Source organism: Nonomuraea deserti, from assembly GCF_004348685.1.
GTDB lineage: Bacteria > Actinomycetota > Actinomycetes > Streptosporangiales > Streptosporangiaceae > Nonomuraea > Nonomuraea deserti.
The window spans coordinates 1-7439 of record NZ_SMKO01000310.1; the positions used below are offsets into that span (position 1 = coordinate 1).

Here is a 7439-nt window from a genome sequence, read left to right on the forward strand (position 1 = left end):
GTTTCCTGGGGGTCGTGGTGGCCGGCCTGTGGTGACGGCTTGTGGATGTAACGTTGGTCGCGAGGCCGGTGGTGAGGCAGGCGGCGAGGGTGAGGGTGCGGGGGAGGCTGGTCATGGTTTCCTGGGGGTCGTGGTGGCCGGCCTGTGGTGACGGCTTGTGGATGTAACGTTACGGCTCGTTGTGCCGTGGCTTCGGTGGTTCTGGTGTTTCTGCTGGTCGGGGTGGGTGTGAGGGGGTGTGGTCGGCTGGTTCGCCAAAACTTCGAGATTGGCGTTCACAAGATCACCTCGTTCCTGCGGCGGTACCGTCGACGGCACGGGCACGGTCGTCCCGGTGGACACCCACCTGGACGGCATCACCGTCTACGCCGGCACCGGGACCGTGGTCAGGTGCGACGCCGGGCAGCCCCCCGGCGCAGAACCCGCCGCTCGACGGCACGATCCAGCGGCGGGTGCGTTGGCGTCGGCCGGAGGCGTCGACGGAGGTCTCCCAGTACGGCAGGGCGATCTGGCCGCACAGTTTGGAGATCGTCTCGGTGTCGTCGGGGTCGCTGGTCGAGCCGGCGTGGGCCTCGAGGAAGGGCGTCAGGGCGGGAACGCCGTTGCTGTAGCGCCCGCACACGATGTCGAAGATGTCGCCTTCGGCCGACAGGATGGCCAGCCGTCCGCCCTGTTCGGACAGGATGGTGGAGCATTCCTCGGGGGTGACGTTCTTGGCGATCAGTTGCACCTCGTGGGGCACGGCCGCGTCCGCCAAGGCCAGGGCGGTCGATTCGGCCTCGGCCAGATCGTTCGCCGAGCCGCTCCTGACCGCCTTGGTCCTGGCCTGCTTGTCGGCCTCCTCCAACTGCAGCCGGAGCAGTTCCGCCTGCCTGGTTCTGGCCCGTCCCGCGAGAATCAGCGTCTCCTCCGCCGCGTACAGCGGCGCCGTCATGGCACGGAACACGGCCGACTTCCTGGTGGCCGGCGGCGCCACCGAGGCGAGGAAGAGGTGCACGGGTTCCTGCCAGCCGCCGCGTACCCTGACTTCCGCCTTGCCGCCGGCGGCGGCGGACAGCCCTCCGAGGCCGAAGGCGGCGGCGATGTCGGGAGGGGTCTGGGTCTCTTCGGCGACCGCCTCGACCATGGCTTGCAGCCAGGCCGGCAGGCAGGCGATGGGGAAGGTGGGCGGGATGAGCCGGGATCCGAGTGGGATGATTTCGTCCCAGGTGTCCTCGCCGCCGGGGGCGTCAGCTCGCGCTTTGAGACCTGGCTTGCCGATGTCGGGTGCCCAGTTCGGTTCGGTCGCGGACATCACCCATGGACCTCCTCGTCGGTGAAGGGCTTGGGGGTCCAGACCTCGATGAAGTCGCCCATCGTGCCGCCGGCGCTGAGGTGATCGTGCGCGTCCTTTCCGTGGCGTGCCTGGATGACATGGATGCAGCGGGCGACGGGCATGAGGCTGTCGACGACAGTGCGCGCGTGACGGCGGCCTGCCTCGTCACGGTCGGCGACGATGGACACGTCGGCGCCGCGGAAATACCGCGCGAAGTCCGGCTGCCATTTCCCGGCGCCCATGGGATTGCAGGTCGCGACGATGCCCCGATGGGCGCGGAGAGTCTCGACGTCCTTCTCGCCCTCGGTGATGACCACGACGTGCTGTTCGCGGACGGTCGTGGCCGCACGGCATCCACCTGTCGTGACGCTGCTGTGGCGGAAGCTGATGGTCCGGCGATGGTGGCCACAGGGCGGACATGGGAAGGTCGAGTGCCGCCACGATGTCCGGAGTGGAGCATTTCGGCCCACCGTGGCAGGTGATCAAAACCACGCCCTGGCCGGTGACGCCGACCGAGAGTGACGGGTGCCGGTCTTCGTGGGCGGGGCACAGGGTGTCTACCTGCGCCTGAGCGGGTTCAAGAGCGAAGCCGAACTGATCGACTTCTACGAGAAGGCAGGGCTCCTGCTCGACATTCCCGAGGCCGGGCCGGAAGGTCACGAGGCTCGGATGGAGATCCTGGACATGATCAAGGCGGCGCACCGGAAACAGGGGCCGCTGCCCGACTATGAGGAACTCCGCGGAAGTTCCAGGCGGGGCAGCCATTGCAGGCGATGACGTTCGGGCAATATTGGGACGATTGGGTGGAGCGGCGTCGCCAGCTGAAGGACATCCGCGAGAGCACGCTACTTGGCTACATCTCCCCCTGGAAGACCCACATTCGCGACGTGCTCGCGGGCGTGCGAATGGACCGGCTGTTCGTTCCTGTCGTCGAGCAGGTGTTCACCAGGATTGATCAGAAGAATCAGGCGCTGCTCGCCGCGCGAGCGTCTGACGACCCGACGGTTCGGGCGTCGGTGCGCGGGAAGCGGATCACCGGGCCGGTGACCCAGCAACGGATCCGGGCGACGATCCGTACGGTGCTGGCCTCCGCAGAACGAGAGCACGTCGTCACTTTCAGCGCCGCCAAGCTGGTGAAGCTGGAGGCGGGGAAGAAGGCCAAGGGCGTGGTCTGGACAAAGGCGCGTGTGGAGGCGTTCGGCCTGGCCTACGAGAAGCGTCTTGCCGCGGAGCGGGCAGCGCCCGTGAAGCCGAAGAAGCCGCTGGAGCGGTTCAAGGTGTGGTTGTCCACGCCGCGGCCGTCGCCGGTGATGGTGTGGACGCCGGCGCAGCTCGGCGCTTTTCTCGACTACGCGGCGAGTGATCGGCTGTACGCGCTGTACCACCTGGTCGCGTTTCGAGGGTTGCGGCGGGGTGAGGCGTGTGGTGCCCGCTGGCTCGACGGCGACATGGATGAGGGTGTGCTGGCTACGGCCAAGCAGCTGATCAATGTCGGACGGGAGGTGAAGGAAGGTTCACCGAAGACGGAGTCGTCGGATGCGGTGGTCGCGCTGGACGCGGTCACGGTCGCTGTGCTGCGGGCGCACAAGGTGCGGCAGAACGCGGAGCGGCTGTCGTGGGGGCCGGTATGGACGGACACCGGCCGGATCTTCACGCGGGAGGACGGCCGCGAGTTGACGCCCGACTGGGTCAGCGAGCATTTCGAGCGGTTGACGTTCGCGGCCGGCCTGCCGCCGATCCGGCTGCACGACCTTCGCCACGGTGCGGCCACGCTGTCGTTGGCGGCCGGCAATGACATGAAGACGACGTCGGCGATGTTGCGGCACTCGAGCGTGTCGATCACGGCCGATCTCTACACGACGGTTCTTCCGTTAGTGGCGCGGGAGGCGGCCGAAGCGAGCGTCGCGCTGGTGCCCAGGGCGACGGCGGTGGGAGAGACGTCCGTGACTGGCGGTCTCCCTTCGGTCTCCCACGGGACAAACCGGGAGTCCCAAGCTGATACGGGATCAAGGAAGCCGCAGGTCGGACCTGCAACGAAAAGTAGGGCGGGTGGGACTTGAACCCACGACCCACGGATTATGAGTCCGATGCTCTGACCGGCTGAGCTACCGCCCCTGGATTCAGTTGTGTGACGTGCGGTGGGCGTCGAGAGGATCATGCCGCCGCCCCGCGCATGCTAAGGCTAGAGCATGGGAACCGCTTGTGGCGCCCGGCTGGAGGGGAGACATCCCCGCACACATCATTCCACGCCCGGACGTGTTGGTGGAGCCTGAGCCGATCATATTCGGGTCGCGGCCGGGCCCTCCAGCACCGCGACCGGGAGGCGGGGGGTCGAGTGGGCTTTCCCAGCGGGTACGCAGGTAAGCCCGGTACCGTCTGGGCGTGGCTGTCAGACTGATCTACGAGACCCACTCCACCACCGTGGACAACGAGACGGGCATCGCCACCGGATGGTTGCCGGGTGAGCTGTCGGCGCTCGGGCGAACGCAGGCGGTGGAGCTGGGGGCGCGGCGGCGGAAGGTCGACGTCGTCTACTCATCTGACCTGCGGCGGTCCGTGCAGACGGCGGGGATCGCTTTCGGGGACGGCAAGGAGATCAGGCTCGACCGGCGGCTCAGGGAATGCGACTACGGGATCTACAACGGGCGGCCGGTGAGCGAGGTCGCGGCGTTGCGGAGCAGGCACATCGACACCCCGTGGCCGGGCGGGCAGAGCTACCGGCAGGTGGTCGCCGAGACGGCGGTGTTCCTGCGGGACGTGATGGGGGAGTGGCAGGGGCGGACGGTGCTGGTGGTGGCGCACACCGCGAATCTATGGGCGTTACGGAACCTGCTGCACGGCACGTCGCTGGAGGATCTGGTCGGTCCGTTCGAGTGGCAGCCGGGGTGGGAGTTCGAGCTGGTCTAGAGCGTTCGCGTCCGGGCGCCGGGAGGTGCGTGGCGGTCGTGCGCGGGACGGGAAAGCGGTCGTGCGCGGGATGAGGGATCGGTCGTGCGCGCGACGAGGGGAGCGGTCGTGCGCCGGACGTGGGAGAGGGCCGGCGAATGTCGGGTGCTGCTCGGCACTCGCCGGCCCTCGGGTCTCAGGTGGTGCTCATGGCCGGTTCAGGCCCAGCGTGTACGTGCCGGACCCGCTGTAGGCGTGCACGCGGTACCGGTAGTAGCCCGCGGTCCCGTTGTAGTTGATGGTCTCGTCGGAGTTCGGGCTGTCGCCTCTGGCCACCACGGTCCAGGAGTAGCCGTTCCACTTCTGCAGGTACACGTCGAAGTCCGTGCCGTCGGGCGCGTCCAGGCAGGCGGCGTGGGTGCCGGAGGTCGTGGCCTGGTAGTAGGAGCCGTCCGGCTGGTACGCGCTCTGGTTCCCGCCCAGCGACCCCGTGTAGGTGTCCTCGTAGCTCTGGCAGCCCTCCGGCGGGTCCGGGTCGCCGCCGGAGGTGATCAGGGTGAGGTCGCCCACGGAGAGGAGTTCACCGAGGGGCTGGAAGTACGTGGTGCCGCCGACGCTGCAGTTGCCGGAGCCGCCGGAGGTCATGCCCTGGGCCTGGTCGCCCGAGATGAACGAGCCGCCCGAGTCGCCGCCTTCGGCGCACACGTTCGTCCGGGTCAGGCCGGATACGGTGCCCTCCGGGTAGTTGACGGTGGCGTTCAGCGCGGTGACGGTGCCGCAGTGCCACTGGGTGGTGGAGCCGGAGCGGCACACCGAGCCTTGGGGCTGGGTGACGGTCGAGCCGCGTACGGGGAGGGTGCCGGCGCTGTAGCCGTTGACCACGCCGGGCGCGGTCCAGTTGGAGTTCGTCGCCACCCAGGCGTAGTCGTTGCCCGGGAACGAGGAGATCTGGAACGTTCCCTGCGCGACCCGGTTGTACCCGGTCGTGGTGACGCCGGTGCCGCCGCAGTGGCCGGCCGTGGTGAAGCCGAGCTGGGTGCCGCGCCTGGCCGCGAAGCCGATCGAGCACCGGTAGCCTTCCGACGTGTAGTACGCGTCCCCGCCGCGGATGTCGTAGAACGGGCGCGGGCGTTCGGTGGACCGTTCGAATCTCACGGCTTCGGCGTCCATGCCGCTGGAGGCGATCCACGATCGCGCCGCCGTTTCGTCGCTGGTCTGGACGACGACCGCGTTGTCCTGGGGCGAGATGGCCCAGCTGTGCACGGTGGCGGGCGGGGCGGCCTTGTCGAGGCCCTCCTTGACGTGGGCGAGCTGGGCGAACGTTCGGGTCACGATGCGTGCTCGGGCGCCCGCTCGGGTGATCTCGGTGGTGTCGGAGGGGTCGACGCTGGCGGCGACGAGGGCGCTTTCGGCCCCTTCGTACCAGATGCCGGCGTAGTCGTCGCCGAGCCTCTTGCGCAGGGTGGGCGCTGCGGCGTTGCCGCGGGACTCGTTGGCGAGGCGGTTGATCGCCTGTTCCTTGGTGATGCCGAGGTCGCGCTGGATGGCGTCGACCACGCCGGAGGGGGGTTTCGCCGCTGACGCGGGGGTCGCGGTCACGACCAAGGCGCCGATCGCGACGGCGATCAGCGCGGGGGCTCGGAGCATGGAGGGTCTCCTTGCTGCTGGGGGTGCCGTAAAGGTAACGGCGAACTCAGGAGCGGAGGAGTACTAGTTTGCCCCTATCACCGGGTTATGGAGCGGTTCCATATCCCGGGTTACGTACAAGCCAGTCGTTGTAGACCGGGCTCTTGCGTACGGCGTCCATGTGGGCCTGTTTCGCCTGCGCCGCCACCCAGGCGGCGTCGGGGGAGGTGGGGTGGCGGCCGAGGAGTTGCCGCCAGCGCAGCGGCGCGCCGGCCAGTGGCACCATGATCAGGCCCTGGGCGGGCTGGTGGGTGGCCTGGCACAACACCGCGGCCCGGCCGACCTGCGCGAGGTGCGTGCACGTCGGCACGTCCGTCTCGTAAATCGTGCCGGGCGTGAAACCGGCCCTGGCGCAGGCCATCGCGAAGCAGTCGGCGAAGCAGCCGTCCCCCGGGGTTACCGCCCACTGCTCCTCGGCGAGGTCGGCCAGCTCGACCTCCTTCTCCTTGGCGGCGGGATGGTTCTCGGCGACCAGGCAGAAGACGGGGTCGACGCTGATCGTCTCCCACAGCAGCGAGCCGGTGGGGGTGCCGGAGGCGCCGCAGGCGCCGGTCAGCACGTAGTCGAGGCGGCCGAGCTCGGCCATGCTGTTCAGCTCGTGCGCCGACCAGGAGGTGAACGTGCTGATCGTGCGCTCCGCGGCCAGGCGGTCGACCAGGCCGCCGAGGATGGGGCCGTTGGTGGCGCCGATGCGGAAGCCGGGGGAGGGGGCCTGGGCGAAACGCAGCGCTTCGTCCTGGAGTTCCTTGGCTGCGGGGAGCAGCACGCGCGCCCTGGCGAGCACCAGCTCGCCGAGCCGGGTGGGCCGGGCGCCGCGGCGGTCGCGCTCGAACAGGGCGCCGCCGAGCACCCTCTCGATGCGCTTGAGCTGGGCAGTGAGGGCCGGTTGTGCCAGCCCGAGCAGGGACGCGGCCTTGCTCACACTTCCCGCGTCCGCGACCGCGCGAACGATCCTGAGGTGCCTGAGCTCGAGGTCCATAACGGGAAGGTAAGGCGGCGATGTCTTACAAACAATGCCTAAATGTCAGGAAATGTGACAGATATTGTTGCTGGTCTTCTGGGGTAGAGGGAGCCCATGACGACGATGGGAATAGACGCGGGCGTGCTGAGCGACGACGACCTGGTGCGTGAGCTGCGGCAACTGCACGCCACCCGGAGCGAGACGTTCTTCCACGGATCGGACGACGCTCTCGCGACGCACACGTCGCGTACCGACGAGCTGGAGACCGAATACCTCCGCCGCCACCCCGAGCGCGAAATCGACCCGATGCGGCTGAGGGAGGGAGCGAGGCAGCGATCATGACAGAGGGCCACGATGTCCAGTCCCTGTCGGACGTGGACATCCACGTGTACGAGGCGGTGGCCTCCGAGGCGGTGGAGCACGGAGGCGCGGGGCTCGCCAGGTTGGTACGGGCGACCGGCCTGGACGAGGACGACGTGCGGGCGAGCCTGACCACGCTGATCGAGCACGGTCACGTGGTGCCCAAGGGCGAAGGGTACGCGCTGGGCCCGCACACGTTCGAGGTCGAGTACTGACGGGCCATCCCCACAC

The 7439-nt window shown here is 68.8% G+C and carries 9 protein-coding genes and 1 tRNA gene; 5 read left to right on the plus strand and 5 right to left on the minus strand.

Features of this window, described 5'->3' with window-relative positions; translation table 11 throughout:
• Window positions 1-283: 283 nt before the first annotated feature.
• Complete coding sequence (locus tag E1292_RS48585; protein ID WP_132606583.1) at window positions 284-1294, minus strand: DUF3987 domain-containing protein; 1011 nt, start codon at window positions 1292-1294, stop codon at window positions 284-286.
• Complete coding sequence (locus tag E1292_RS48590; RefSeq protein WP_132606584.1) at window positions 1294-1632, minus strand: hypothetical protein; 339 nt, start codon at window positions 1630-1632, stop codon at window positions 1294-1296. Before E1292_RS48590 ends, E1292_RS48585 begins: the two co-directional genes overlap by 1 nt.
• 208 nt (window positions 1633-1840) lie before the next feature.
• Between E1292_RS48590 and E1292_RS48595 the strand changes: the two genes are divergently transcribed.
• The gene (locus E1292_RS48595) at window positions 1841-2092 is read left to right on the plus strand and encodes a hypothetical protein (protein WP_132606585.1); all 252 of its coding nucleotides are present in this window, start codon (window positions 1841-1843) and stop codon (window positions 2090-2092) included.
• Window positions 2089-3375 (plus strand): tyrosine-type recombinase/integrase, encoded by a 1287-nt coding sequence (locus tag E1292_RS48600; protein ID WP_132606586.1) that lies wholly within the window; start codon window positions 2089-2091, stop codon window positions 3373-3375. The genes E1292_RS48595 and E1292_RS48600 overlap by 4 nt, the downstream gene beginning before the upstream one ends.
• Here the strand turns inward: E1292_RS48600 and E1292_RS48605 are convergent.
• Window positions 3357-3430: transfer RNA gene (locus tag E1292_RS48605), tRNA-Ile, on the minus strand. The genes E1292_RS48600 and E1292_RS48605 overlap by 19 nt on opposite strands.
• 267 nt (window positions 3431-3697) lie before the next feature.
• Between E1292_RS48605 and E1292_RS48610 the strand changes: the two genes are divergently transcribed.
• A complete protein-coding gene (locus E1292_RS48610; protein ID WP_132606587.1) occupies window positions 3698-4222 on the plus strand; it encodes a histidine phosphatase family protein in 525 nt (174 codons plus the stop codon).
• Window positions 4223-4408: 186 nt separating this feature from the next.
• Here E1292_RS48610 and E1292_RS55345 read toward each other — a convergent pair whose 3' ends face one another.
• On the minus strand, window positions 4409-5848 hold the full coding sequence (locus E1292_RS55345) for a S1 family peptidase (RefSeq protein WP_132606588.1): 1440 nt from the start codon (window positions 5846-5848) through the stop codon (window positions 4409-4411).
• An 85-nt stretch (window positions 5849-5933) separates the two neighbouring features.
• Window positions 5934-6866 carry a LysR family transcriptional regulator gene (locus E1292_RS48620; RefSeq protein WP_132606589.1) on the minus strand — a complete coding sequence of 311 codons (933 nt, stop codon included), beginning with the start codon at window positions 6864-6866 and terminating at the stop codon, window positions 5934-5936.
• Between the two features lie 96 nt (window positions 6867-6962).
• Here E1292_RS48620 and E1292_RS48625 point away from each other — a divergent pair, with 96 nt between their 5' ends.
• A complete protein-coding gene (locus E1292_RS48625) occupies window positions 6963-7190 on the plus strand; it encodes a DUF6158 family protein (RefSeq protein ID WP_132606590.1) in 228 nt (75 codons plus the stop codon).
• Complete coding sequence (locus E1292_RS48630) at window positions 7187-7423, plus strand: helix-turn-helix domain-containing protein (RefSeq protein WP_132606591.1); 237 nt, start codon at window positions 7187-7189, stop codon at window positions 7421-7423. Before E1292_RS48625 ends, E1292_RS48630 begins: the two co-directional genes overlap by 4 nt.
• Window positions 7424-7439 lie beyond the last annotated feature (16 nt).

Bases quoted from the DNA above. Each gene is read 5' to 3' on its own strand.
- E1292_RS48585 (WP_132606583.1), bottom strand. From the start codon at position 1,294: ATGTCCGCGACCGAACCGAACTGGGCACCCGACATCGGCAAGCCAGGT.
- E1292_RS48600 (WP_132606586.1), top strand. From the start codon at position 2,089: ATGACGTTCGGGCAATATTGGGACGATTGGGTGGAGCGGCGTCGCCAG.
- E1292_RS55345 (WP_132606588.1), bottom strand. From the start codon at position 5,848: ATGCTCCGAGCCCCCGCGCTGATCGCCGTCGCGATCGGCGCCTTGGTC.
- E1292_RS48620 (WP_132606589.1), bottom strand. From the start codon at position 6,866: ATGGACCTCGAGCTCAGGCACCTCAGGATCGTTCGCGCGGTCGCGGAC.
- E1292_RS48625 (WP_132606590.1), top strand. From the start codon at position 6,963: ATGACGACGATGGGAATAGACGCGGGCGTGCTGAGCGACGACGACCTG.
- E1292_RS48630 (WP_132606591.1), top strand. From the start codon at position 7,187: ATGACAGAGGGCCACGATGTCCAGTCCCTGTCGGACGTGGACATCCAC.